Source organism: Niallia oryzisoli, from assembly GCF_043641075.1.
In the GTDB taxonomy this organism is placed as follows: domain Bacteria; phylum Bacillota; class Bacilli; order Bacillales; family Cytobacillaceae; genus Bacillus_BD; species Bacillus_BD oryzisoli_A.
This window is the reverse complement of record NZ_JBHZRC010000002.1, coordinates 456,580-480,298: the sequence shown is the minus strand read 5'-3', so window position 1 is coordinate 480,298 and position 23,719 is coordinate 456,580. Positions and strand designations below refer to the sequence as shown.

At 38.9% G+C, this 23,719-nt stretch carries 23 protein-coding genes; 19 read left to right on the top strand and 4 right to left on the bottom strand.

Annotated elements, in window-relative coordinates; genetic code table 11:
* Window positions 1-212 precede the first annotated feature (212 nt).
* From ACHUFV_RS11795 to ACHUFV_RS11770, 6 genes are all read left to right on the top strand, one after another.
* Window positions 213-548, top strand: coding sequence for a PadR family transcriptional regulator (locus ACHUFV_RS11795; RefSeq protein WP_394234276.1), 336 nt, complete (start codon window positions 213-215; stop codon window positions 546-548).
* Complete coding sequence (locus ACHUFV_RS11790; RefSeq protein WP_394234274.1) at window positions 527-1,252, top strand: DUF2812 domain-containing protein; 726 nt, start codon at window positions 527-529, stop codon at window positions 1,250-1,252. Before ACHUFV_RS11795 ends, ACHUFV_RS11790 begins: the two co-directional genes overlap by 22 nt.
* Window positions 1,253-1,661: 409 nt before the next feature.
* On the top strand, window positions 1,662-2,243 hold the full coding sequence (locus ACHUFV_RS11785; protein WP_394234272.1) for a conserved phage C-terminal domain-containing protein: 582 nt from the start codon (window positions 1,662-1,664) through the stop codon (window positions 2,241-2,243).
* Entirely contained in the window at window positions 2,230-2,574 is a 345-nt protein-coding gene (locus ACHUFV_RS11780) for a hypothetical protein (protein WP_394234270.1), read from the top strand. Before ACHUFV_RS11785 ends, ACHUFV_RS11780 begins: the two co-directional genes overlap by 14 nt.
* Window positions 2,571-3,869 carry a replicative DNA helicase gene (gene dnaB, locus ACHUFV_RS11775; protein ID WP_394234269.1) on the top strand — a complete coding sequence of 433 codons (1,299 nt, stop codon included), beginning with the start codon at window positions 2,571-2,573 and terminating at the stop codon, window positions 3,867-3,869. Before ACHUFV_RS11780 ends, dnaB begins: the two co-directional genes overlap by 4 nt.
* A gap of 199 nt (window positions 3,870-4,068) precedes the next feature.
* On the top strand, window positions 4,069-4,332 hold the full coding sequence (locus ACHUFV_RS11770) for a hypothetical protein (RefSeq protein WP_394234267.1): 264 nt from the start codon (window positions 4,069-4,071) through the stop codon (window positions 4,330-4,332).
* 266 nt (window positions 4,333-4,598) lie between these two features.
* Here the strand turns inward: ACHUFV_RS11770 and ACHUFV_RS11765 are convergent, their stop codons facing one another.
* On the bottom strand, window positions 4,599-5,969 hold the full coding sequence (locus tag ACHUFV_RS11765) for an MATE family efflux transporter (RefSeq protein WP_394234265.1): 1,371 nt from the start codon (window positions 5,967-5,969) through the stop codon (window positions 4,599-4,601).
* Between the two features lie 547 nt (window positions 5,970-6,516).
* On the opposite strand from ACHUFV_RS11765, the gene ACHUFV_RS11760 reads away from it, so the two are divergent.
* The gene (locus ACHUFV_RS11760; RefSeq protein WP_394234263.1) at window positions 6,517-7,971 is read left to right on the top strand and encodes a gluconate:H+ symporter; all 1,455 of its coding nucleotides are present in this window, start codon (window positions 6,517-6,519) and stop codon (window positions 7,969-7,971) included.
* 103 nt (window positions 7,972-8,074) lie between these two features.
* Here the strand turns inward: ACHUFV_RS11760 and ACHUFV_RS11755 are convergent, their stop codons facing one another.
* Both ACHUFV_RS11755 and ACHUFV_RS11750 read right to left on the bottom strand, forming a co-directional pair.
* Window positions 8,075-8,410 (bottom strand): YrdB family protein, encoded by a 336-nt coding sequence (locus tag ACHUFV_RS11755; protein ID WP_394234261.1) that lies wholly within the window; start codon window positions 8,408-8,410, stop codon window positions 8,075-8,077.
* Between the two features lie 373 nt (window positions 8,411-8,783).
* A complete protein-coding gene (locus tag ACHUFV_RS11750) occupies window positions 8,784-9,275 on the bottom strand; it encodes a hypothetical protein (protein ID WP_394234260.1) in 492 nt (163 codons plus the stop codon).
* 243 nt (window positions 9,276-9,518) lie between these two features.
* On the opposite strand from ACHUFV_RS11750, the gene ACHUFV_RS11745 reads away from it, so the two are divergent.
* From ACHUFV_RS11745 to ACHUFV_RS11700, 10 genes are all read left to right on the top strand, one after another.
* A complete protein-coding gene (locus tag ACHUFV_RS11745; RefSeq protein WP_394234258.1) occupies window positions 9,519-10,190 on the top strand; it encodes an RlpA-like double-psi beta-barrel domain-containing protein in 672 nt (223 codons plus the stop codon).
* Between the two features lie 66 nt (window positions 10,191-10,256).
* On the top strand, window positions 10,257-11,261 hold the full coding sequence (locus tag ACHUFV_RS11740; RefSeq protein WP_394234256.1) for a TolB family protein: 1,005 nt from the start codon (window positions 10,257-10,259) through the stop codon (window positions 11,259-11,261).
* A 432-nt stretch (window positions 11,262-11,693) separates the two neighbouring features.
* Window positions 11,694-13,415, top strand: coding sequence for an ATP-binding protein (locus tag ACHUFV_RS11735; RefSeq protein WP_394234255.1), 1,722 nt, complete (start codon window positions 11,694-11,696; stop codon window positions 13,413-13,415).
* A 345-nt stretch (window positions 13,416-13,760) separates the two neighbouring features.
* A complete protein-coding gene (locus ACHUFV_RS11730; protein WP_394234253.1) occupies window positions 13,761-14,873 on the top strand; it encodes a LuxE/PaaK family acyltransferase in 1,113 nt (370 codons plus the stop codon).
* Window positions 14,870-16,303: an acyl-CoA reductase gene (locus tag ACHUFV_RS11725; RefSeq protein ID WP_394234251.1), complete on the top strand. Its 1,434-nt coding sequence runs from the start codon at window positions 14,870-14,872 to the stop codon at window positions 16,301-16,303. Before ACHUFV_RS11730 ends, ACHUFV_RS11725 begins: the two co-directional genes overlap by 4 nt.
* Window positions 16,304-16,315: 12 nt before the next feature.
* On the top strand, window positions 16,316-17,062 hold the full coding sequence (locus ACHUFV_RS11720; RefSeq protein ID WP_394234249.1) for an ABC transporter ATP-binding protein: 747 nt from the start codon (window positions 16,316-16,318) through the stop codon (window positions 17,060-17,062).
* Window positions 17,059-17,808, top strand: coding sequence for an ABC transporter permease (locus ACHUFV_RS11715; RefSeq protein WP_394234247.1), 750 nt, complete (start codon window positions 17,059-17,061; stop codon window positions 17,806-17,808). Before ACHUFV_RS11720 ends, ACHUFV_RS11715 begins: the two co-directional genes overlap by 4 nt.
* Before the next feature lie 3 nt (window positions 17,809-17,811).
* On the top strand, window positions 17,812-18,822 hold the full coding sequence (locus tag ACHUFV_RS11710) for an ABC transporter substrate-binding protein (protein WP_394234245.1): 1,011 nt from the start codon (window positions 17,812-17,814) through the stop codon (window positions 18,820-18,822).
* Window positions 18,819-19,586 (top strand): SDR family oxidoreductase, encoded by a 768-nt coding sequence (locus ACHUFV_RS11705; RefSeq protein ID WP_394234243.1) that lies wholly within the window; start codon window positions 18,819-18,821, stop codon window positions 19,584-19,586. Before ACHUFV_RS11710 ends, ACHUFV_RS11705 begins: the two co-directional genes overlap by 4 nt.
* Window positions 19,587-19,750: 164 nt before the next feature.
* Window positions 19,751-20,662, top strand: coding sequence for an Rpn family recombination-promoting nuclease/putative transposase (locus ACHUFV_RS11700; RefSeq protein ID WP_394234241.1), 912 nt, complete (start codon window positions 19,751-19,753; stop codon window positions 20,660-20,662).
* 277 nt (window positions 20,663-20,939) lie between these two features.
* Here the strand turns inward: ACHUFV_RS11700 and ACHUFV_RS11695 are convergent, their stop codons facing one another.
* Window positions 20,940-21,950: a hypothetical protein gene (locus tag ACHUFV_RS11695; RefSeq protein WP_394234239.1), complete on the bottom strand. Its 1,011-nt coding sequence runs from the start codon at window positions 21,948-21,950 to the stop codon at window positions 20,940-20,942.
* A 218-nt stretch (window positions 21,951-22,168) separates the two neighbouring features.
* Here ACHUFV_RS11695 and ACHUFV_RS11690 point away from each other — a divergent pair, with 218 nt between their 5' ends.
* Both ACHUFV_RS11690 and ACHUFV_RS11685 read left to right on the top strand, forming a co-directional pair.
* Window positions 22,169-22,696: a hypothetical protein gene (locus ACHUFV_RS11690; protein WP_394234237.1), complete on the top strand. Its 528-nt coding sequence runs from the start codon at window positions 22,169-22,171 to the stop codon at window positions 22,694-22,696.
* A gap of 7 nt (window positions 22,697-22,703) precedes the next feature.
* The gene (locus ACHUFV_RS11685) at window positions 22,704-23,711 is read left to right on the top strand and encodes a DUF1835 domain-containing protein (protein ID WP_394234235.1); all 1,008 of its coding nucleotides are present in this window, start codon (window positions 22,704-22,706) and stop codon (window positions 23,709-23,711) included.
* Window positions 23,712-23,719: the final 8 nt, after the last annotated feature.

The window sequence follows — 23,719 nt, the reverse complement described above, 5'->3', positions numbered from 1 at the left end:
ATAATTCACTTGGAATACACTGACATTTTTACAAGGATAATGATCAAGAAGAACGGGAATCTTTAACGGCACATCCCATTCTTTTATAAAAATCACACTATTGTATCAGTTTATGATATATCCGTAGACATATATATCACTTAATGATATACTCATTTTAAATTAATATATCGCAAAGTGATATATCATATCTTGATATAGGGGGTGATTGGTTGAAAACAGCGGAGCAATTAACAGATTCCACGTTTTATATTATGGCTGCTTTAACGAAACCAAGGCATGGGTACGCGATTATGAGCTTAATTGAAGAGACAACAAAAGGAACGATTACGATTGGTCCAGCTTCTATGTACACGATCATTAAAAAGCTGTTAAAACAAGAGTGGATTTATTTATATGACGGGACGGATTCGAGACGGAAAACCTATTTGCTTACTGAAGCAGGAAAAGCGGTATTGGAAGAAGACGTGAAGCTAAGAAAAATGATGATTCAATTGGCAGAAAATGGACTAAAGGAGGCTGGAGAATGGGGAAAACCAAGTATATGATGTCAGGCGGATTAGCTTTCTCTGAGGATAAGGATATGGAAAAGCTACGCGCATGTTCTTTAAAGGGCTGGCATATCTGTGACATAAAGTTCATGGGCTATGCGCTTGAACGAGGAGAAAGCACAGATTATATCTATAGTGTGGATTATCAAACAGTGAACGAAGAGGAAAGTGAGGAATATTTTGACCTTTTTTCTGCAGCAGGATGGACGCATATTACCTCAAAAGGAGACATTCACTTGTTCCGGGCAACACCTGGTACAAAGCCCATTCATAGTGATCGTGCAACGGTGGCGGTAAAGCATGATAATTTAGGCAAATCTTTGAAATGGCTGGCAATCTCAATGCTTTTCATGACAGTGCTTGTTTGGATGGGAGCATTAATAAGCACAGGCCCTTTACGGACGATGTTAGCCATAATTGCTACTATTCTATGTATAGTTTCTATTCCATTGGGCTGGACTGTTATGACAATCTATCATAATAAATGGAAGGCCAAAGGTAAAAAAGGCTTAGTACACCTAGTGAAAACTATACCGTTCCTTTTCATTATTTCGGTTGCAGTTATTATTTCTGTAGTAGTCGATAACTCAGGACGTGCATTTCGTATTTTTGCGTCTATGGCAATTGGAGCAATTGCGTTTCCAGCTGCTATTTGGATCATCATGTCCCTCTATCATAAAGTAAGAGGAAACAGAGTGTAGTATTAGTTTGCTGTCTCTATCCATTAAGGTACCGCAGAATTACCGGCTGTTGAGAAGATATTTGAAATGTCTTTTCTTAGTTTGAAACATAGGGACAAATAAAAAGGTGTCATAGCCATCCGTTTTATGGCAGGTGCCAACATTAAGGTGCCAGCACCATCTATTCGTCAAGGGTGTAAGCCAAGATATAAAATTAACAAACACATGAGTGAAGGCTCATGTGTTTGTTTGTATCCACAAATAGTTGCACATCTGATGAACTCTGCAAGATAAGTATATTTTTCGGTAAATTCATAGCTTTGGAAGTAGTATTTGTTTCAATTAACTCTTTTCGTTATTAATATTATTTTGAATTCAATGCTTTTTCATAAGATGGATTTATAATACCTATAAAGAATGGCAGCAGCAAATGCTATTTTGGTCGGAAAGTACGATTAAACGGACGATTAGAACGCTTGAGGAAAAAGGGTATGTGATTTCAGGAAACTTTAATCAGCATAAAATGGACAAAACCAAATGGTATACGATCAATTATCTTATGCTTGAATCATTAGGGATTGAAGAGTCGCTCAGTCCGGAATGCACCAGAGGTCAGGATGAGACAACTAGCGATGCAGACTGCCAAGAGGTAGAGGCCGCCGTGACCCAAGCAATACCAGAGAGTACTACAGAGAGTACTACAGAGAATAAATATAAAATCCCTTTTTCCGAAATCGTCACATACTTGAATGACAAAACCAATTCATCCTACAGTCCAGGAACGAGCAAAACGAAAAAGCTAATCAAGGCACGCTGGAATGAAGGGTACCAGCTTGAGGACTTTAAAAAGGTCATTGATTTAAAAACAGAGGAATGGCTCAATAATCCCGCCTGGAATAAATATCTGAGGCCTGAGACACTGTTCGGATCAAAATTTGAATCGTACAGAAATCAAAAGACAGGCAAGAAAAACTACTGTGAGGGAGATTTTAACCTTGATGACGAAGCGTGATGTATTCGAGCTGCTCAAGCTCATTTCCGTATATTATGAATCCTACGAGATTAATCAAGAAAAGGTAGATCAATGGTTTAAGATGCTGAAAGATTACCAGTATGTGCTGCTTGAACAGAACCTCCGCCGTCATGTTGCCTGTTCGCCATACGCACCTAAGGTTTCCGACCTAATACAGCATCCGGAGAACGGCTCGCGTGCAATCCCGAATGTGGAAGAAACACGTAGCTTTTTAAACCAAAACCAAAAGCCCGCAAGTGAAGAGGTTGTCCAGCAGTCATTAGCTAGAATAAGGGAGATTCTATGCATCAAAGGGAGTAAAGCCCAATGAATAAAAACCCTTACTACAGTCTTGAAGTGGAAGAAGCATTCATAGGTTCCCTGCTATTGGACGGTGAGTTAATTAAAGACTGTTCCCTCCGTCCTGAGCATCTTTATGTACCTAGACTGAAGACCCTATTTACCTACATGCTCAAGCTAACTGAAAAAGGCAAACCGATTGATATGGTGTCTGTGGCAGAAGAGGCTGGAAATGAACTATTCAATCTGGGAGGTGGCAGTTATCTAGCTGCCATTTCCGGCAGTGTACCGACGACAGCCAATTTTCACTATTACCAGGACACGGTGAAGGCCTATTTTCGAAAAAGAAGGACCGTCGAAATCGCCCACCGCATCAAGCAGGATGCGGAAGAAGGGGATATTGAAACGATTCTGCGCGACGGAATCACCGAATTACAGCAGGTGGAAGAACATTCTGTAGCCTATGAACAGGGTGAAATCAAAAACAATCTGATTGACCTCTATCATGAATGTGAAAAGGATATGGGTGAGATCGGTGGAATTCCGACGGGCTTTGCCACACTGGACAACCTGACAGGTGGATTTCAAGAGTCCGATTTTATTGTGATTGGTGCCAGGCCAAGCGTGGGAAAAACAGCCTTCGCCTTGAACCTGGCTTTAAAGGCAGCCCAAGAGGATATAGCGATTATTTTTTCGTTGGAAATGGCGACAAAGCAGCTATTGAAAAGGGCTGTCGCTCAAGTAGCGGAAGTCAGCTCGGTTAAATTACGTAATCCATACAAACTGTTAGAGGACCACGACTGGAACGAGCTTCATAGAGCAATGGGAGCCTTGTCGCAATTGAATCTGCATATTTTTGATCAAGGCGGGATGGATGTGACCTTTATCCGTTCAAATGTCAGAAAGCTGAGACGAAAATATGCTGAGAAGAAACGGATTCTCGTCGTGATTGATTATCTGCAATTGATTATGGGTGACCCGCGGCTGAAAGGGAACCGCCAGGCTGAAATCAGCGAAATTAGCCGGACCTTAAAGCAAATGGCAAAGGAACTAAACGTTGTGGTTATTGCCCTATCACAGCTAAGCCGGGCAGTTGAAAGCAGGCAGGATAAACGGCCCATGCTGTCAGATCTTCGAGAAAGCGGTCAGATTGAACAGGACTCTGATGTGATTGCCTTTCTTTACCGAGATGATTATTATAATCAACGCTCAAAAGAAAAGGATCGAATTGAAATCATCATCGCCAAGCAGCGAAATGGGCCGGTTGGAACGGTATACCTGAAATTTCACAAGGAGTTTGGGCGGTTTCAGGAATTGGCTGGGTGATCCGCGGGGACAGGTCCGCTGGCTTTTTCTGATAGAAGGTAAAGACTTGAGTGGATTCCACATTTGTACAACATCCACTTGAATACTAGAAAATGCCGAAGATGGAACGGTTAATCAGTAAGCAGCAGGATAAAGTAAATTGAACAGATGCTAAAAATAGATTCATAGAGTTACATAACATTTTAAGGAGGAAACATACATGAGTGTGATAAGAAGAGTATTTTTAAAATGTGTAGTAGCTGTGCTAAGAAAAGAGATTATAGGTCAGTTACCTGATAATAAAGATTGGTACTGTGCTTACTATGTGGGAAATGAAAATGGCAAGTATTTTCTCGAAGTGTTTAAAACGAATACAAGAAAACTCGATATACCGACAATTCATCATATTTATCCTTTTGACTTTTCAGATCTAATGGATGTTAACGGTAGAACTAGGGCCCAAATTGCAGATCTCTTCAAATAATCCTTTTAATTAACCAAGAAAATATGGGGGAGTGCTGTGGTTAAAGCAGAAGAGCAAAAAGAATCAGCCCCTCATATGGAAGAAAGAAGCGATCATGGTGAATAAAAATAGTAACGGAATGGTTCTGTTCATACCTGACGGTGATACCTTTATGATTAGGCTTATGATAGTAGGTTAGTGCAAAAAAAAAATAAAGGGCTTGATAATCAATGAAGTAAATGAAGCTATTTGTTAAAGAGAAACAAATAGCTTCATTAATTGTAAGTTTAGTTTAATAGTGCGTTTAGGGCTTTCCTTTTCCAGAAAAATTGATGATAAGTAGATTGAGCCAAGAAAATGACTATGAATGCAATTGGATATGCGAGCCATATTCCATTTATCCCAAGTGTTGTAAAATGTGACAAGGAATATGCTGCTGGAACTTCAATAAGTAAAATACTTGTCATTGTAAAAATTGTTGGCCATAATACAGTACCTGTTGCTCTCATTGTTGCTGAAATTGCCTGAGTGTGACCCAATATAACATAACTCCAAAATGAGACCATCATAAGGCTTTTAGCGATATGAATTGTTTCAGTGTTGTCTAAAAAGATACTTAAAATAGGGGTTGGTAGTAGGTAAAGAATGAGAATGAGAATACCGCCAAGTAGATAATTCAGTGTAATAGCTATTTTTGTTATATGTTTAATGTTCGAAATGTTCCCGGACCCCACGGCTTGTGCAACAAATACTGAAATGGCAATTGAAAGGCTCATTGCTGGTATTTGAACGTAGCTTGCAATTTGATTCACGATTCCGTATGCAGCCGTTGCATCGGATCCATAATCATTTACAAAAGTTATGACTGCGATTTCTGACAACGCTATTGAAACCATACTAATACTGGTAGGAATGGCTAATTTCAGTAAGGTTTTCAATACAGAGCCTTTCAAGTGAAGATGTTTCAAAATAATAGAGTCTAGTTTGAGCACATGATTGCTTCTGTGTAAGTACCCTAATAGAATGACAAATGTAATGAAATTGGACAATATAGCTGCATATGCAGCACCATTTAATCCGAATTCCGGTAGACCCAACCAACCGAAAATAAGAATGGGTAGCATGGCAATATTTAAAATAATACTAATTAGTAAAAAATAAAAAGGTGTTTTTGAATCGCCAACACCTCTCATAAAGGTTGTATAGCACATATATAAGAAGGTAATGGGTAATGTAACAAATAAAATACGTGCATACTCTGTGCTTTCAATTAGAATATTTTCAGGTGTCCCCATCCACTTTAGAATAACTTCTGTAAAAAGTCCTCCGATTAGGGCGACAGCAATGGAAATAATCATAGTAAATGCTAAAGTAACTCCTACAACTTCCTTCATTTTATTGATATTTCCACTACCGTATGTTTGCCCGACTAGAATGGAGCTTCCAGACCCAATTCCGATGACAAAGGATAGTAAGAAAAAGAATAGGGGGAAGAAAGCAGAAATAGCTGCTAAAGAATCTACTCCAAGTGTTTGCCCAACAATGATAATTCCAAATACTTGACCTAATGATTGCAATACATTTGCAAAAATGACAGGTATGAGGAAGGCAATCATAGGTTTTGCTAAGTTAATCGTTTCAGATAAAGGTTTATTCATTTTATATAGCTCCTAATAGGTATCATTCAAAAGAAGGCCTCACCTTTTTGAACTATTACCATCTTAGGGGTTTATATGGTTAGCAGCAACAAACGCTCCGTAGAGTGCACTTATCATATTAGTATGACTGTAATCATTCGACTGTTTACAGCTGCTAGTGGTTTATGAATTTTTCCTTATATAGTTAACTATATGGAAAAAAAATAAGGATTTTTCAAAAGTAAAGGCTGAATTCACTAACTCCTTCGTTTACTTTAAGTTCAGTATTTCACAATTAACAAATGGCCGCACATCTGATGAACCCTGCAAGATATGAATATTTTTCGGTAGGTCATTAACTTTGGAAGTATTTGTTTGAATAAACTCATTTTGTTATTAATATTATTTTGAATTTAATACTATTTTAGAAGATATATTCGATTGGAATTTCAGATAATTTAAAATTATAATTCAATAGGAATATTCCGAATATTCACATCGAAAAAAGGGGGATTTAATGTTTATAGGAAGGAAATGTAGGGTTACATAATAAAGGAGGACAATGGACATGCCATTAGTTACGGTTGCATTTGGTGTTATTTTATTAATTGTTTTAATTACAGGATTCAAATTAAACGCATTCATCTCATTGATTATTGTATCGTTTATTGTGGCATTAGCATTAGGGATGCCGGTTGGGGAGATCGTTACGTCAGTTGAAGCAGGATTAGGTGGTACGCTAGGGCATATTGCATTAATTCTAGGTTTCGGAGCGATCATTGGTCGCTTTATTGCAGATGCAGGTGGTGCCTATCAAATTTCAATGACGTTAATCGATAAGTTTGGAAAAAGGAATGTTCAATGGGCGATTGCTGCTTCTTCCTTTATCGTTGGTATTGCTTTATTTTGGGATGTTGCCTTTATCCTATTAGTTCCAATCATCTATATGATTTCGAAGGAACTAAAGATTTCTATTACACACTTTGGTCTTACGCTTGCGGGTGCTTTAGTTGTTGCACATAGCTTCTTGCCGCCGCATCCAGGAATCACTGCCGTTACGCAGGAGTATGGAGCTGACCTCGCCATGGTATTAGTATATGGAATCATTATTGCGATTCCAACGATTGTGGTTGCAGGTGTTTGGTTCCCAAAAATCAACAAAAAGTGGATCCCAAGTGCTTTTGAGAAAACAGGAAATTCAGAAGCAATAGGAGATCAAAAAGTATGGGAATTAGAAGAAACGCCTGGATTTGGCATCAGTGTCTTAACCGCAATATTCCCGATTCTATTGATGTTTGCTGCAGCTTTTTTAGATATTTCCCAAAAACAATGGGGATTTGATGACAATTTAGCAATCGTTATCATTCGTTTCGTCGGTAACGCACCAGTCGCTTTGTTAATCTCTCTTTTATTAGCAATGTATACAATGGGGATTTCGAGAAAAATTCCAATGAAAGACTTAACGGCCTCTGCTGGAGCATCCATCAATGCGATCGGTTTGCTCATCTTGATTACAGGTGGCGGCGGCGCATTCAAACAGGTTATTATTGATGGCGGAGTTGGGGAATATATTGCGGGTCTCTTTGATGGTGTTACGATTTCTCCTATCTTACTTTCATGGGCAGTTGCCGTGATTTTCCGTATTTGCTTAGGATCAGGTACGGTTGCCGCATTATCAACGGCTGGAATCGTTCTTCCCTTGTTAAGTTCCTATCCTGATGCAAACTTAGCCCTAGTTGCTCTTGCAACAGGAGCCGGCACAGCCTTTGCCTCACACGTAAATGATCCAGGCTTTTGGATGGTAAAAGAATTTTTTGGGTTATCATTGAAAGAAACCTTTGCCACTTATACGATCCTTTCATCAGTAGCCTCCATTGTTGGAATTACTCTTATTCTTTTGATGGATACCTCTGTTATTCTAGCCGGAGTAGCGATCGCAGCTATCCTAGTTGCTGCTGTTGTGTTCCATAAAATTGAAGGCGCGCGAAATAAGAAGCAGCTAATGAAAGATATTGGAGCTTAATCTTTCTTTATTCTTGTGAAAAAAAAGGCAAGCGATGTTAGAATCGTTTGCCTCTTTTTGATAGAACATATTCACTAATGAACCTCATCCAAACCCATTTTCCTTATTGCTTCCATATAAACATAAATATTCGATTCAATACCACACAAACTCCATAAATCCATGCTAGCTGAGGTTTCCCTGCTGCATATAGGGCAAGGGCAGGCATGCCAAATACGATTAATTCTAATAGTAAATGTAATGGCAAAGATAGTTTGATTTTCGCTTTAGGTGAACCAAACACACCCCATATCACTGCAAGCAAGATAGGTGCACCAATACCTAGAAAAAACTTAACTGCAGCTCCTTTTCCGGTAACAAACCCCCAATACGCAAGTGAGGCTAAGGCGCACAATTCTAATAGAAATCTTATTGCTAAATTAATGTGTTGTAGGATCACCGTAAACCAAACCTCCAGATATAGGTTTTCTATTATATTTTCATCTATAAGATTATGATAAGTACTGAATATGTGATTCTTACACTATATGATGCTCGTGAAGCTGTATATACTTGAAAAAGGGAACCAAGAGCCCAATCTGATGCCCAAGGAACTGTATTCAAACAGAAAAAGGGAACCAAGAGCCCAATCTGATGCCCGTGGAACTGTATTCAAACAGAAAAAGGGAACCAAGAGCCCGATCTGATGCCCGATGAGCTGAATTCAAACTAAAAAAGGTAACCAAGGTCCCAATCTGACCTTATAAATAAGTATTTGTTCAGCAGTCCCCAACCGGCCCGGCGCTATGCTTCATTTTTTACAGGGCTACAGATCAGTCATTATTCTGATGACTTGCCTTGCGTATCAGCTTTCCTCCTTTAAAATAACGACCATTTTTAACGACAATTTCACCGGCTTCTTGTGAGGTAGGAATATTCTCTACTTTCCATGTATGAAAGTAGGCTTTCACCCTCCCGCTATAAAACACCCAACTAAAGAATCTTCTTGAGAACTGATGAAATCCCCTTGTTCGAAACGTATTCATCAGCTTTGGATCCTTCCATACAGTCAGAGTTTGACCAACTCCACCTTGGAGCTGGCCGGTTAGCTCTGCATAGATAAGATTTTCATTTTTTGCTAAAGTTTTCATGATAAATTGATTGAGGATTCCATTGATCATTAACCGTGGAATAGTAAAGTTCTCTCCTCGTGTAACGGAAACAATCGCCTCTTTTGGAAGGTCACTATGTTTATCTCCAAGTGTAAAGGTCGCACCATATTTATTGTTCGGATCCTCCTGCTTTACCCATTTTCTCACATTCACTCTTTACCCCTCCTATTTGAACAATAAAATTTTACTATGAAAAGTACGAATTGAATATCTAATTTACTAAATTTTCAAAACTATTTGCAGAATAAACAGAGTTCGACTTTTATACAGAATAGGGGTACCAGTTATTATTCATTTAGGTAAAGATTTAAAGCGAAAAAGTTTCAGATGAATGAAAAAATTAATTTGGATTAAAATAACCAGGGAATTTTATTGTTTATGGAAAGGAGGATTTAGATGAGAATTACATGTAGGCCACTCATTTTAATGTCTGCACTCATTTTGATCACATCTTTTGGAATCGACACATCCAAAATGACAAAAGCACAAACAATTGAGAGGATTCCAAAGAAAATGGAACCGTGGACCATCATCGAATATGTGGAAGATAATAAGTACGAGGTGATAAAAAAAGGTACCGCATCTCTCAATGAAACTGCATTACCCGAGTCCGAAATGAAAGACCGTTACCTTCCTTTAGGGAAAAAAGGTGTAGTGGTCGAGTATGGTTTTAATGGAAGACCAAACATTGTTAAAGGTGTGGAACCAGGCGAAGAGCATCCAGGTAGACCTGAACTAGAATCACAAGCTATTGTACAGCCAGACTCACTTGATGGGCAAATTGTGAAAGGGATGTTCTCTTGTTATAGAGGCCCTAGAGATGAGCGGGGTTTTTCGCTTGGGGAATACGATGTTGCCGTCAATCGAGAAATAGACAATCCACCATATGGTACAACCATTTTTATCAAAAATATTGATAATAACAAAACGCTTGTCGTAAAAAAGAAAGACACAGGGCGGCTGCACCCGGGAGTTGTCCTCGACCTGCGGACACGTGCCTTTGCAAAGTTAGGTGGAGGTAATAATTGTGATGGTTGGATAAGAAATGCTGCATACATTCATTATTAAGAGAAAGGAAGTGATGATCGATTGAAGCTAAGGTTGTTATTTTCACTCATCATTAGCCTATTGATAATGCCTAATTTATCATATGCTTCAGAGGCGGGGCCAACAACGTTATTAATCACTTTTACAGATATTAAAGAGAGTCATGACTTTGTAAACTATTTTACGTATGACCCCATCAACAACAAAGAAGAATCTTTGGGATTCCGACGTCGTGTTGAAACCATGTACCCTACTGGGGTTCTCACGAAGGACCGTAAAAATCTTTATATCAATCGATTAGAGTCAACTGACGGAAAATCATATATAGGCTTGTATAGCTGGGCGCTGCCTCCATCATCTGGACAAGGGCCCAAGCAGCTAACGAATCGTAGCAAAATAACGAATGTTGATCACCTTCGATATAACAATAATAAATCGCTGGTATATATGCGTGTGGTCCAACCAAACCATCGAAACGCTCAGCTTGCTACATATGATGTTGCTAGCAAGAAAACAACCGTTTGGAATGCTCAAGACTCAACCATAGAGGTGCAGAATTTTGACTATACACCTGTGACGGATCAGGTAATTTCTCTTGAGTTCTCCCTTGTGGAAGAAGCTGCTAATATTGTAGAAGCCAATGAGGAAGAGAGTCCACTACGGCCTCCAACTTTTCATATTGTGCTCTATGACAGCTCTGGTCAGAAAATTCGTGAAGTGGCATCCATTAAAAAACATATTTTAGATATTTCGTTTTCACCTGATGCTAAAACGGCCTTGTTAACTGCTACGGATCAATATAATGCTGGTTCGAAATACTCGGTTTATTCACTTGATCTTACAAGCGGCGAAGTAACAACCGTTTTTAAAGAAACAGATCAATTTACAAAAATAAAACAGGCTCAATACTCTCCAGACGGGAAAAAAATCTACTTTCTTACTGTGAAGAGAGACACCCTACCCCTTAGTAACCAACCGGGTCGCCGTGTTCGACCACGAAGTATCGCAGCATACAATGTAGCGACACAAGAATTCTCGGATGTATGGAAGAAGGAAAAGGGGACCATTAATAATTTTCTCGTTATCGACTAAAAGTGTTTTACGCAGTCATCCTCACATGTGGGGATTACTGCTTTTTCATCCGTGTGTGTTGAAAATCTCTACTACTAAAATAATATTTCGATTTGCCTTTTGTAAGTAAAGCCTTTGTAGCATGATAATTGGATTCATTGATATTGCTGCAGCTTCATCAATTGCCTCGATTACGAACTACTGCCCATGGTTCTCTATATGTGGTATTTACTATTCCCAATCATTTACTATTTTTTTCGGAGTAGTGCGCCTTTACCATTTTACTAGCCATTCTTCTCCCAAAGTCTAGACAGTAACCTTTCTTATTAGAGATTTTCAAAGATTCCTTTTATATAAAAGGAACATTGTAGTATGATAGATTGACGAATAATAAAAAAGAATAAAACCCTTCCCTCTAAAAAGAGATCAGTCAACAAGAAGGAATGTGATAGGTTGAACACACATATTAGGAAAAAAAGGTATCTGTTAATCCTTTTAGTGATAGTCATTACCATTGCGGTAACTATTCCTGCTCTCTCACTATATCGCCACATAAAAGATGTAGTGAATAATGAAATTGGAAAAAATGCGGCGAATATTTCGATGACCATTGCCGAATTTATTGAGCACGATCTGGATTCATACAAAAAATTGTATAATGCCAAAGAATACAAAGAAGGATCCTACGATAAGGTTTACTATAATAAAATGCAAAAGCTTTTTGAAAGTGTAAAAAAGCAAACAGGTGCCAGGTATATCTATACAGAAAAACGAGTTTCTGATGATGAAATTGTTTACATAATTGATGCAGATGGGATCGTATTAGGTGTAAAAGAAGGAATGTCCGATCTAAAAATCAAAACATACAATAATGAAGTTCCTGTATACACAAAAGAAGTTATCCAAGATAAAATATGGGGTCCGATCATTTCTGGTTTTTCCCCGATCAAAGACGATGAAACAGGGAAAGTCTATGGATTTATCGGGGTTGATTTTTCCTTACAATATGTAGAACATATTCTCTTCAAAGTAAAACAGGTGATCACATTAGTAAGCTTCCTAATTATTTTACTTTCTTCCATCATTGCATACATCATTTTGCAAAAAGTGATTGAGAAAGAGTATGTGGAAAGCCAACAGAAATATAAGTCACTAGCAGAAAACACTCCCGACTATATCTATATTTTAGATAAGAAAGGTCATTTTACTGAATCAAATTCCCAATTTGAAACCATCACGAAGTATAGTCAGTCCGATTTTATGAATAAAAGCCCTTCGACTCTATTACTTGAGGAAAGTCGCAGCATCATGGAGGACGGTATTGAACAAACGCAAAAAGGGTTAACGACTAGGAAGGATATTCAAATACAAACAAAGGATGGAGCCATCCTCGATGTTCACGCAACCTTATTTCCGATGATCATCAACGGAAAGGTAAAGGGGACATTTATATCTGGTAGAGATGTGACCAAAATAAAAGAAACGGAAAAAATGCTGCATAATGCAGAAAAGTTATCAGTTATCGGCCAATTGGCTGCCAGTGTGGCACATGAAATTCGCAATCCATTAACGTCTATCCGAGGATTTATCCAATTATTACAATCCGACGATCAAACCGACTCCTTCTATTATCAAGTAATGTTAGAGGAAATCGATCGAATCAATCAAATTGTGGGCGAACTTCTTGTACTAGCCAAACCACAAAATGTACGGATGGTCAAAGGGAATATCGAAGAAGTCGTGCAGTCTGTTAAGACTCTATTAACACCTCAATCGAATATGAATGGGATAGATATCTTCATCAAAGCGTTGGACCCTATTCCGGAAATTGATTGTGACCCCAACAGTCTAAAACAGGTATTCATCAATATGATTAAAAATTCGATTGAAGCGGAAGCGAAAATGATCGAAATCATCCTAAGTAAAACCGAAGATAATTTCGTAAAAGTCATCATAAAAGATGACGGCTGTGGCATCGATGAAGAAAGAATTAAACATCTAGGAGAACCTTTTTATTCGGTGAAAGAAAAAGGAACAGGACTGGGACTAACGGTCAGTTATAAAATTTTAGCGGAACACCACGCAACGATTCGCTATTCTAGTCAGTTAGGTCAGGGAACAGAGGTAGAAATTTGTTTGCCGATTCAAGCGAATCAAAAAAACATAAATCAGTAAGTTAAGGGATTGAAGATAGATAGTAGTAAAAACTCGGTGCAAAATATGTAGTGGAAACCTATGGCCTTTTGTGTTTTAAAAATAATGATATTTTCGGATGTGTGCCTATCCCTCCGATCCTTTTGGAAAAATGGGATTGCATTCTTTTCGAAGAAGGAGTAGACTTTTTTATAATATTATAATAATAAGTATCGGGAGTCTGAGGAATCAGGCTGAGAGTACGGCTAATCTGCCGTAGACCGTTTGAACCTGTTGGGTAATGCCAGCGTAGGAAAAGTGACGAAAGTCTAATCCATGCACTTTGCTTACGCAGAGTGCATTTTTATTTATTTCAGAAATTTTACTATGTTCGGAAAGGATTTGAAGCAGATGAATCAGCAGCAGGACATTATTAGGAATCTTACTACTTTTATAGAAAATAACCCTTCCTCAGACGAGGATTTCAATGATCTGGCCTTACAGATTTTTTCTTATCAATATCAACATAACCTCCCCTATCAAGCCTTTTGCAGGCAAAAAGGGAAGACGCCAAGACTTGTAAAAACATGGAGAGACATTCCCTTTGTACCGATTAATGCGTTTAAAGAGGTGCCATTAAGCTGTACGGAACCAGAAGCCGCAGAAGCTGTCTTCATGACAAGCGGTACGACCAAAGGGATTAGAGGTAAACATTACCACCCAACGCTAGAAATATATGATTTATCCATGACTGTAAACTTCAAGCAAAGATTTATGAAAGACACAGAAAAGATTCGAATAGGTGTCCTTTTTCCAACCGAAAAAGAAATGCCGAATTCATCCTTGGCCCATTATTTAGCGCTTGCCGTCCAAGAATTTGGAACGGAAGACAGCCATTATTTATTAAATGACAGCGGCTTAGATATGGACCGATTGCTAGGTGAACTGACCTATGCGGAGGAAACAGGAGAACCCTATGCTTTAATCGGAGCGAGCTATAGCTATGTCCATCTGTTCGAAGAATTAGAGAAGGTGGGTAAGACGTTTTCGTTGCCGAAAGGAAGTAGAATACTAGATACCGGCGGCTATAAAAATCAATCAAAGGAATTAGAATTAAATGAATTCTATCAGCTGCTGTCGACCTATTTAGGGGTGGACAGGAGAGAGTGTATCAATATGTATGGAGTGACGGAATTAAGCACGCAATTCTATGACGATGGGAATGAGGTCGTTCCTTCTGTTAAGTCAGGACCCCATTGGATTAAAACAAGAGTCATCAATCCGTTAACAGGGGAAGAGGTTGAAAAGGGTGAGCGCGGCGTTCTTGTCCATTGTGATTTGGCCAATTTCAATTCTGTGACAACGATCCTTACAGAGGATCTTGGCGTACAAACAGATGATGGATTTCTTCTATTAGGAAGGGTGAAAGGGGCAGAAGCAAGAGGATGTTCCATTGCGGTTGAGGAGTTTATTCACTTTGCGAGTGGTACTGCAAAATGAGGGAAGTAGCCGGGTATATTCCAGACATCGGAGAAGAGTTCCAATGGAAGGTATTGCAGTATGGAGATTTAGAAGTGGAGATCCCGCTGCTTACGGAGGAGCAAATGAATCTGGTCATTGAAACGGTTAAAAAGGGAAGTGAGGAGATCTTAAAATCCCTTACCATTTCAGAGATTGTGCATATCATCGACAGAGTAACCGACTGTTTACTAGACCGAAATTCATCCTATCGCCAAAAAGCGGAAAAGCTGCTGCCAATCGTGACAGGCTATGATGAAGAAATGATTCGACTTGGACTTACCTCTTACTTAAAGTCCTTTCGCAAGCATGAGCTGCAGCGTTTTCTTGTAGAGGATCTGGGCAATCCTTTATTGCTTGATGACTTTCAGCCGCGAGTGAAGGGTGGGTTCTCAAAAGCAGTCGGACCTGACTTAATCACACATGTTTGGGCGGGAAATGTTCCAGCATTGCCACTATGGAGCTTTGTATCTGGTCTCTTGGTAAAAGCAGGAAATATTGGAAAAGTGTCGAGCGGTGAGCCCCTATTTGCAGGCTGGTTTGCTCAGCTTTTAGTAGAAGTGGAGCCGAGACTAGCCAATTGCTTCGCAGTCGTGTGGTGGAAAGGCGGCGATGAAGAGCGGGAGAAATCTTTATTTCGACAATCTGACCTTGTCATCGGGTATGGCGGGAATCATTCGCTTGAGTCGCTTCAAAGTCGGATTCCGATTACAACCCGTTTCTTACCTTTTGGACATAAAATCAGTTTTGGGCTTGTTTTACATTCAACTCTTGATTCGCAAAAAGCATGGCGAACGGCTCATCAGGCTGCACTTGATGTCGTCCGTTATGACCAGCAGGGCTGTTATTCCCCACATCTCTTCTATGTGCAAAATGGCGGAAATGTATCACCAAAAGAATTTGCACGGTATATGGCGAGGGAGTTAGAGAACTTTTCAAAAAGGTACCCAAGAAGAAGACTTTCAATGGAAGAATCCGCGTCAGTAACCTCCTGGCGGCAAAAAGAAGAAATGAGCCTTTTTTCAAATCAGAATAAAGAGGTACTGGGGAACTCGGCCAATCAATGGACGGTTGTTTATGAAGAGGATGGTGTGTTTGCTCCCAGCCCTTTAAATCGCGTCATTCGTGTCATTAGTTTTGAAAAAGTGGAAGATCTTCTTCCGTCTATGAAGCCATACCGGTCCTTTCTGCAAACAGCTGGAATAGCTGCCTGTCCAAAGGAACTTTTTCAATGTGCGGAGATTCTCGGTCGTATAGGGGTGACTCGTTTAACGGCTTTAGGAAGGATGACTGCCCCAGAACCAGGCTGGCATCATGATGGGCGGTTTAATATCACGGATTTGATTCATATGGTAGACATCGAATCCTCAGCGGAAGAAGCGAGTGAACGATTTGCTCCTTATGCAGATTAGGAGGTTTTTAGTATGAGCTTTTTAACAATAGAAGATGTGTCCTATAGCTATCAGGGAAAGAAACCTGTAATCAATGAAGTAAACTGGGAAATGGAAAAAGGGGAGTTTCATTGTTTGCTAGGAAAAAGCGGATGCGGCAAAACGACCCTATTAAAGCTCGCTGCGGGTTTGCTTCCGTCTGATAAAGGAAGGATTATTTTGCAGGGAAGTGAAGTGGTAAAACCTTCTCCAGAATGCGGATTTGTGTTTCAATCTCCGACCCTTTTAGAGTGGAAAAGTGTCATCGATAATGTGCTGCTTCCTGTTACGCTTAAACGAAAAAGAACAAAAGAAGATTGGAACCAGGCGATGGAGCTATTGGAGCTTGTTGGATTGTCGGCTTATCATGACCGATATCCATCAGAATTATCAGGTGGACAGCAAAGCCGCGTCGCGATCGCAAGGGCACTTGTTCAAAAACCGTCGCTGTTGTTTTTAGATGAACCCTTTGCGGCGCTAGATGCCATAACAAGAGAAGAGCTTCAAGATGACCTGTTACGAATGTGCCGTATCCAAAATACAACCGTTCTTTTTATTACCCATGATCTTTCTGAGGCTGTGTATTTAGCGGATGTAGTAGCTGTCATGGAAAAAGGAGAAATTGTCTATCAATCAAAAGTAGAGCTTGAAAGGCTAAGAACGATGAAAATGAGATATGATCCCTATTTTAATGAACTATGTTTCACATTACGTCAAGTGATGGGCGGGGAACGAGTATGAAAAAAATGCCCTTGTATTCATTATTATTGTTCGTTCTTTTGCTCGTCATATGGGAAATGGCAGCTGGGACGATGTCAGAGCTTGTGCTGCCGGCACCATCTGTGATAGGGTTCACCCTTTTAGATGGAATCAAGAGCGGATATTTCACCGAGCATATCATTCGAACCTTATCAGAGGTTTTGCTTGGGTTGCTTTTTGGCGGCCTCTCAGGGTTTATCGTTGGTATTCTCATGGGTGAGATTACTTTTTTACGAAAGCTTCTCTTTCCTTATATTATTGCTAGTCAAGCTGTTCCGAAGCTCGCCTTAGCTCCTCTTTTTATTCTATGGTTTGGGTTTGGCATGACGTCAAAGGTGGTCATCACCGCATTAGTTTGTTTTTTTCCGTTGCTGGAGAGCACCGTTACTGCTGTTCAATCAAGCGATAAACAAAAACTAGAATTGTTCCGAATGCTTAATGCGTCACGGCTGCAAACATTGGTCCATTTAAAAATCCCTGCAGGCATGGCTGGAATCTTAGCCGGATTGCGTGTTTCCGTTGTATTAGCAGTTGTGGGAGCCGTTGTCGGGGAGTTTATTGGGGGCAGCGAAGGATTAGGAGCGCTCATTATTGCTTCCCAAGGAATGATGGATACACCGCTCATGTTTGCAACATTAATTTTGTTAACGCTGATGGGAATGATTCTCTATCAGATGGTTGCTTTATTTGAGAAAAAGTGGTCAAGGCCATATAAAAAGGAGAAATAAAAAATGAAATGGAAAGCTTTATGGTTTGCAGTGCTTCTCTTATTTGTCACTGCTTGCGGGGCAAAAGAAGAGGAAAACACGGCACAGAAAAAAGAAGAAACGCAGCCGATGACAGTGGCAAACTGGAGTCAGCTGATTACCGAACAAACGAATTTGTTAGTCGATGAACAAAAAGGATTTTTTCAAGAGAAAGGACTTGATGTGAAGGTGGTTCCCGGCGCTGGCGGCGGAGATGCGATTAAAAATATTCTTTCCGGACAAGCCGACATTGCCTTTACGGATCCAGGCTCGCTATATTTTGCGTTAGACCAGGGTGAAAAGCTAAAGGTGATCTATACTATATACCCTCAGAATGTATTTAATGTGGTGTCGCTAAAAGAAAGCAACATGACGAAGCCGGAGGATTTAAAAGGGAAAACGATTGGCGTCTATAGCTTGACTAGTGGAACACGTCAAAATTTATTGGTCCTTTTGCACAAGGCAGGCCTCACTGAGAAGGATGTCAACATTGTTGAAGTAGGCATCTCGAATTTTGCCCCGTTAATGCAGGGACAGGTTGATGCAACGGCGGCCACCGATACAGGGTTATTTATGGCTAAACAAAAAGGGTTGGGCGACGTGAACGTAATGGATGTACAGGATTATTTGAACATCCCAAGTGATGTCTTCGTTGTCACAGAGAAAACCTATCAAGAAAAAAAGGATGAGCTTCAAAAATTTATAGAGGCTTACCGAAATAGTGCCAAGTGGATGCTGGAAAATCCTGAGGAAGCGGCAGTTCTTGCGAAGGAAGTTGCGATTGATGGCAAAGATGAAAAAGTAAACGAAGAAATCATCAAATTGCGAAATGCTTCAAGCGTTTCGGAGGATACAAATGAGGAGAACCTAGGAGCGCTGAATCCCGCCATTTTACAGGAGGGGGCAGACACGTATCAACAATTAGGATTAGTAAAGAACAAGCTTGATTTGGAAAAGGCTGTTACGGAGGAATTCGTGGAGGTCGGAAAGCCATGACGAAATTTCAAGGAAAAGTAGTCATCGTCACGGGTGCCAGCCGCGGAATTGGAGCCGCCATCTCCCGTGCTTTTGCCAAGGAAGGGGCTTTTGTCATCATTAATTATCTCCAGAATAAAGCGATGGCAGAGCAAGTGGCATCAGAGTGTATCGAGCTTGGCGGCGATGGCTGGGCCGTCCAGGGAGATGTCACCTCCGAATCGGCTGTCAATCAACTAATCGAGCAGGTATCATTGGAAACCGGAAGAATAGACGTGGTCGTCAACAATGCATTTAAACCGTTCAAATTTGATCCAGAGCAGAGAAAATTGGCATGGGAGCTAAAGTGGGAGGATTATCAAGCACAAATTGATGGGGCTGTTCGCTCGACCCATTATATGTGTCAGGCGGTTCTTCCCATTATGAAGAAACAATCCCAGGGAAGCATTGTCAATGTGATTAGTAACTTAGTAGAAAGACCCATCGTTCCGTATCATGAATATAATACGGCCAAAACGGCATTAATGGGCTACAGCCGAAATTTAGCGGCAGAACTCGGCTCCTTTGGAATCAGGGTGAATTGCGTGGCACCCGGCCTTGTCTATCCAACCGATGCCAGCAGAACGACAAAGGAAGAGCTGAAGGAAATGATCATTGCCCAAACACCATTAAGAAGAATTGCTACTCCAGAGGACATAGCAGGCCCTGTGCTGTTTTTAGCCTCTGATTGGAGTCAATTTATGACAGGACAGACCTTGTATGTCGATGGTGGATTTGTGATGTGAGAGCTAGGTGTTAGGAGCCATCCGTTTTTTGGATGGCTTTTGGCGTTAAGCCTTTATTTGTCTGTGCTATAGAGGAAAAAATTATTCACCATTTTGTAAAAAGGTAATCATAAATATCTGTCGAATAAAAGAATTTAACAAAATATAGAAAGGTGATGGTTCTCTTGAATGATACTCGTCCAGATTATGATCATTTGTGGAAGGATGTCATAACAGATTTATTTGAAGAATTTCTTCTGTTCTTTTCACCTGAATTATACGAACATGTAGATTTTACCGTTCCTCCTGAATTCCTCGAACAAGAACTCCATACAATTATTCCAGAATCCCAAGCTAATAAGCGATATTCTGATAAGCTTGTAAAACTAAAAATGAAAAATAGTGAAGAACAATGGGTATTGGTACATGTCGAAGTACAAGGAGACTATAAAAAAGATTTTCCAAAACGTATGTTTCAATATTTTTATAGAGTTATGGATCATTATGATCAACAAATTTTTGCCCTCGCCATATTCACATCAAACAGATCTTCAAGTAAGATGACTTCCTTTCATTATGATTTCTTCGGTACAATTATCGACTATCACTATCATACGTATCGAATCGCCTCACAATCTGAATTAGATCTTCTCAAATCAAATAATCCTTTTGCTATTGCCGTATTAGCAGGACTATATGTGAGCAAAAGTAAGAAAAATAATCACTTAAAAATTAAATTTAAACGAAAATTGATGAGATTGCTTTTACAGGATAAAATGAAAGAACAAGGGGCAAATCGAGAATATATTCAGAAGTTGTTCATATTCATTGACAATATATTGAGGTTGCCTAAGAGTGCAGAGGACAAATTATATAAAGAGTTAAAACCATTAGTTGAGAAGGAGGAAACGGGTATGGGGCTTTCGTTGGAAAATACACCTTTTGCAAAATTTTTACGAAAAGAAGCAAAGAAAGAAAATTCCATTGAAATAGCAACAAGACTTTTAAATGATGGTTTTTCTGATGAGATAGTTGCAAAATATACAGGATTATCGATAAATGAGGTAATAAAGGTTAGAGAAACGATAGAACAGTGAGGAACATTTTAAACAGATAAGACAGTTGTTTGTTTTATTTTCTAAAATTGTATGAATATTGACTAAAAATCTCCATAAAAGGAGGTTTTTTGCTGTGAAATTCCGCTTGCAACAAACTCGTGAAACAAGAAAACTCGGGTCGTGCCAGTCACTGCTCGTAAGGAATCAAATGATTAGAATATCCAACAAATAGGCAATGTGACTTCATTGCCTTTTTCAATTATAAAATGGTGTAGATGATGCTTGTGTTTCTAATAGATGGAACACTTTGCATAAGTTAATCTAAGTCAGTTTCGACATTAAAAACAATAATATCCATGAAACAAATTCGTGAAACAAGAAAACTCGGGTCGTGCCAGGCACTGCTCAATTTATGAGATTTAATTTCCTCATCAATTTTTTGAGGGAGTGAAAATATATAGAGAAATACTTTTTTTAATAGGTCGTCATATGTGTCCTTTTTGGTTTGTTTAATAAGTTTTTCATTTTTAGACCAACGATACCATTCAAGACGATACCCTATTTCAACATTCATTTTCCCAGTGGAGACATATTTAAAAGTGTTATATGTTGAATATTCTTTATCAGCAGTAGATAACATCACTTTGTTTGATGGAAGTCTAAAGTTTAGTATGAAAACATGGTTTTTGTATAATATCTGAGTTTCGTCATGTGTAATCTTTATTTTTGCATCTACCTTTTCAAGAGCCTTGAATAAGCTGTCAATAAACGGAAGGGTATCAGGAGTAATTACCCCAGATGATGAATTTATATGCAGTTTTGCTTCTCTTTCATAATACGGAATATTGTCTTTCTTCTTTTGACGGTATTTAACTATCTCTTTGTGAGGCTTTGAAGAAAGGATTTTATTGACTTTTAAAGAATTATAAATTTGAGTGAGTAGCGATTGTTCACTTTTATCGAAATATGAGAAATATGCATGTTGTCCTGGTGCTTCATTTTTCGAAGAACTAATCTCATTATTAGTTGTTGTTTCAATTTTCTTTTCATTTCTTGGCGTTATTTTTGGGGGCGGATCTATACTTTTTACTTTAACTTCTTCGATGAATATTTCTGGGTTGTTAGTCGAATTAGGGAGTAAAGGTTGAGTAGGTTTTTTCTTACCCATATATAAACTGCTCCAATATGATGCTGTAGGCAAAGGAATATCATTAGAATTACAAGCACTTTTAAGTTTATTATATGGAACATTTAATTCCTTGGCTGTTTTTGAAGTACCAATAGACCAAAGTTTTTCATAGAGATTTTTTCGGGATATAGACACCATAAATTTAACCTCCTTAAAAAGTGAAAATTAGATAATAACTGTTTATTCTATTATATAAAATCTTTAAGTCAATAAGTAGATTCATAGGAGGTTGAGGTTGGATTCTGATACGACAATCATTAATAATGTTGAACTGATGTTCCGAATGATACGTATGATTTTCGAGGAGAATGAGGCGATTATATGAAAAGGTATTGCCAATCCTTACTTTTATTTTCATGAGTATTTTACTAATAGGCTCTTTCCCTACTATCACAAGTGCCTGTTCATGTGCAGAATTACCAAGTGTTGAGGAAGAACTTGAACGTTCGCAAGCAGTATTTAGTGGGCAGGTTGTAAATGTAAGAGAAAAGCGAAGCATAAAAGGGTATATAACTAAATCAGTCCTTTTTGAAGTAACGAACACATGGAGAGGTGTGAAACAATCACAAATGATCATTTCCACTGGTCAAGGCGATGGAGACTGTGGGATCGATTTTAAAGAGGGACAAGAATATTTAGTTTATGCTAACGAATCAACGATGTACGGAGTAAAGTCACTTGTATCCACTATTTGTGATCGAACCAACGAATTGAGTGTTTTACGAGAGGATATTAAAATACTTGGTGAGGGACAGACACCGATTGAAGAAGTTGATTTAACGGGTAAGCATGTAGGAAATCAATTTTATATGTGGGGTGCGGTGGTTATAGTCATTGGTATCGTTTTTATTTTCATATTTAAGAGACGAAAAAAGATGGGGTGATTCACAAATGGTTGAAAAATTGTATCAATCGATTGAAAAACTATCTGGCAGTGAGGTTAGGAACCTATTATTAAATATGATGATAAAAATAAAAAATATGCAGGAATCAAAGGATTTACAAGAGGAAATGCTGGGAGAATTATATTCTTTATATGATGAAGCTCTTGGAGTCTCACAAAACAAAATGGAAAGAGAATTTAATACAGTACATATTGCATGTGGAGAGCATACTGCGGGTGGTTTACGTTACGGTTTAGGGCGTGGAAATAAGGTGATTGGCTTCCCTGATTTCTTTTCTATAGGGCCGATCTGGAAACTACATGACGATGTTGGTCGCAAACACCGCTATGAATGGTTAAAGGATCATATCAACATGGAAATGGATTATATGGAAGAAGAGTATGATAAAAGGATTACGAAAACGCTTGAAGAGATTGATGCAATTCCAGGGAATGTTCCATTTGTAATATGGACTGCTGAAAATGTGGAAGAACAAACGGGAATGCGATATTTTATGTATTTGTTAAAGGAAAAACCAAATGATGTTTTCCTAATAAATACATCGCTTGTTTATCAGGAATTATTTACAGTAAATGATGATCAATATTTTCATCATACAGGTACAATCTATCCTGAAAAACTAAAAGAGATGTACGAGAAAAATATAGCCAAACTCTTATCTGCAGAGGAAAGAAGTTACTTTCAAAAAGAGTGGATGGCACTGTCAGAATCAAAAGAGGTTTTACGGATTTGGCAAAACAGAGAAATTACATTTGTTAATGAAGATTATTTTGATTCATTGATTATTTCTACAATTCAAAAACTACATGCGGAACAAGGTCATAATGACTTTATCTTGGCCGCCAAAATTGTTGGTGAAGTTCTTGACCTATTGGAAGGTAGTGTTTTCGATGCGTTTTTAGAGTATAGAATCAGGGAATTGGTATATAACAGAGTGTTTGAAATAAGGGGAATTCCGAAAGACATGAGATCTTACAGCGTGAGATTTAGATAATTAAGGAG